General features: G+C 60.7%; 2 protein-coding genes. Both read left to right on the plus strand.

All coding sequences use genetic code 11. The annotated features are described in order from the left end of the window. The first annotated feature begins 489 nt into the window (after window positions 1–489). Complete coding sequence (locus RMO25_RS02825; RefSeq protein WP_309661093.1) at window positions 490–2,235, plus strand: TIR domain-containing protein; 1,746 nt, start codon at window positions 490–492, stop codon at window positions 2,233–2,235. 359 nt (window positions 2,236–2,594) lie between these two features. Next, window positions 2,595–3,356, plus strand: a 762-nt coding sequence (locus RMO25_RS02830) for a hypothetical protein (protein WP_309661094.1), incomplete at its 3' end; no start/stop codon positions are given.

Consider the following 3,356-nt stretch of genomic DNA (forward strand, 5'->3'; position numbering starts at 1 on the left):
GGGACATGAACGGAACGCCGAATAGCCGTCCACATTTTCGCCAGGTGAGAGCTAACGAAGCTAGTGGAGTTGGCCCGATAACATCAAATATTCGGCAAGGGCCCAGTTTTAGAGAGGCCTGTGCCGGTTGCGGCGTGTTTCGGCAGCACGGGGTAAGCACGGCGTTGAACAAAATTGGCAAAATGTCATGGCTGATCGACGTCTGGTTTGCGCCCATCTCGGTCGACCAGAGGTGCCGCAGCCAAACCCGAAAGCGGTCATCCGTTCAGGATCGAGGCGAACGACCGGAATGGGTGGAAAGCGGACATCAGCCTGCTGATTGCGAAGTCTCGCTGCCTGTAGAGCGATGCGGCTGCAGTGATCCGCTATCGCCCCGCTGACGCGGGAGAACAAAAGGCGCCCCGGACCACCGCTTAGCAAACCACTATTTAACGTGGCTCTTGAAGCGTTTGTCGCTAGGGCTCACTATTCCACACGCGGGGGGGGCCAGTGGCCAACGTCTTTTTGAGCTACGCGCGTGAGGACGAGGCTGCTGCCAAACAGCTTGCCGAAGGCATTGGCGGCGCAGGCCACGAAGTCTGGTGGGACCGTCATATCCAAGGCGGCTCGCGCTTTTCCACAGAGATAGATCGGGCGCTTAAGAGCGCCGAGGCCGTCGTGGTCCTGTGGTCGCCAGCCTCGGTCGAGTCGGCCTGGGTCCAAGACGAAGCCGCCGAAGGGCGCGATTCGGGCCGACTCGTTCCGGTGAGTCTGGCAGGCACCAGACCGCCACTGGGTTTTCGACAGTTTCACACGGTCGAACTGGGGAAGTTCAACGGCGCTGCGGGTGAGCTCAATGACTTGCTCGACGCAATTTCAAAGACGGCGGGCAGCAAAGCCTCCGAAACTGCAGCCTCCCAAGCCGCCGAGCACAAGGCGTCGCGCGGCGCGTCTGTCTGTGTACTGCCGTTCATCAACATGAGCGGCGATCCCGAGCAGGAATATTTCAGCGACGGGATCACTGAAGACATCATCACGGATTTGTCGAAGGTCTCGGCGTTGCTGGTGATCGCGCGGAATACGGCGTTCACCTTCAAGGGGCGAGTGATGGATGTGAAGGAGGTCGCGCGCTCACTCGACGTCACGCATGTCCTCGAAGGCAGTGTGCGCAAGGTCGGGTCACGAGTCAGGATCACCGCACAGCTGATCGACAGCGCAACCGGCGGGCACGTCTGGGCTGATCGCTACGATCGTGATCTTACTGACATCTTCGCCATTCAGGACGAGATTTCCAAGGCGATCGTCGCCGCGCTGCGGGTCAAGCTGCTGCCGGAAGAGAAGAAAGCGATCGAGACTCGCGGAACCGCCAGCGTCGAGGCCTACAACCTCTACTTGATGGCACGGCAGCAGTGGACAGATGGAGGCATAGGCGACGTTCGCCGTCAGGAAACGATCGTTCGAATCTGTAACCAGGCCACCACGTTTGACCCGAACTATGCGCAGGCGTGGGGGTTGATGGCGCTGGCGCAGTCGCAGCTTCGCTTCTGGCACGGCAGGGACGTCGATCCCGAACCCGCCGTCGAACGTGCTCTCTCCATCAACCCCGATTTAGCCGAGGCGCACTGCGTCAGGGCGCACCTGCTCGAGGAACAGGGGCATCAGGCGGAGGCCACTGCGGAAATCGAAACCGCAGTTCGTCTCGACCCCGATTCATGGGAAGTGAACCGCGAGGCCGCGCGCCTGATCTTCCGCCAGCACCGCGCTGTCGACGCAATCCCTTTTTTCGAGAAGGCCGCGGCGCTAATGGAATCGGATTGGCACAACCCGTCGATGCTTATCACCTGCTATCGCGGCACCGGCGATGCCGTCCAGCTGAAACGCGTTGCGCAGCTGACCGTCGAGCGGACCGAAAGAGCCATAGCCAGGGACCCGTCGAACGCGGCGGTGCTCGCTTGCGGGGCGGGCGCATTGGCAATAATCGGTGAGGATCAGAGGGCTAGGGACTGGATCGATCGCGCGCTGCTGCTCGATCCCGACAACGGTCCGATGCGTTACAATCTTGCCTGTGCGCTAACCGCCGGTTTGAAGGATTTCGATCGAGCGCTCGACGTCCTCGGGCCATTTTTCGAGCAGGTCGACAGCACAACCCATATCAGGCATCTGGAAGCGGACTCTGACTTCGAGCTGCTGCGGGACGATCCCCGGTTCAAGCAAATGCTGTCCGACGCCAAAGAGCGTTTGGGGCTTGCCGGTTGAGATTACGCGAACCCCTGTGCCAACCACCAAGCCGAAAAAATGAATGTGACGAATAACTAACTAACCTCTGCGTTGGGTCGAAAGCGGACATAGATTGCCCTCAACAGGCGCACGGTATCAGAAGAGCTAATGTCCCAACGGGTCGAAAGCGGACATTCGGCTTATGTCCGGAATGGGTGGAAAGCGGACACTTGCCTTTTTGCAATTGCCGGCGCCCTGACGAGCCCAACTTGGCCGCATCAGACCTGGCCCGGCGCGCGGGGTTGTCTTCTCAAAGCGGCTATAGCACATCGTTGACTCGAGCGCGGCGCCGGGTTCATCCCGCACCATCCACCTCGTTAGCAGCCACTCAAACAGGGATGGGCGAAACAATGGTCATCCGCCGAATTCGCGAGCATGTCACCCACCACAATTGGTTCGCAGTCGCGATTGACCTCGTCATCGTCGTTGTCGGCGTTTTCCTGGGCACGCAGGCCAATAATTGGAACCAGGGCCGGATCGATCACGCGCGGGGTCAGGCTTATCGCGAGCGGCTGGCTGCCGACCTCGCGGCGAACCAAGACGACTATGGAACGCGGCGGCGCTACGAGGAGGTTGTCCGCGCGCATGCCCTGGCCGCCCTAGATGCGGTCGAGCGTCCGGCGGGGCCGGGCGACGGGCAATTCCTGATCGATCTCTTCCAAGCCAGCCAGATCAATCCGCGCCACACCTTGCGCTCGACCTATGACGAGATCGTCTCTGTCGGCGGACTTGAATCGGTCGGCGGCGCAGCGCTTCGACGAACTCTTGCCAATTTCTACGTTGCGGTGGCGACGACCAGCGTCACGTTCGACAATGTGCCGCCCTATCGTGAGCATCTGCGCAGCGCGATGCCTTATGCCGTGCAGCGCAACGTCGTCGCCCGCTGTCCCGAGACGATCAGCTTTGCCGCCGATAGTGCCGCCACCCTGACCCTAGCGAGATCCTGTTCGCTCGAACTTCCGCCCTCCGAGATCGCGGCGGCGGCGGCCAAAATGCGGCACGAGCCGAAACTAGTCGACGAGTTGACCAGATTGGCCGTCGACCTCGATTCCAAAATCAATATCTACACGATCGAGGGCAAACGGGTGGGCAAGGTTCGC

The sequence above is a fragment of the Sphingomonas sp. genome (genome assembly GCF_031361285.1).
GTDB lineage: Bacteria > Pseudomonadota > Alphaproteobacteria > Sphingomonadales > Sphingomonadaceae > Sphingomicrobium.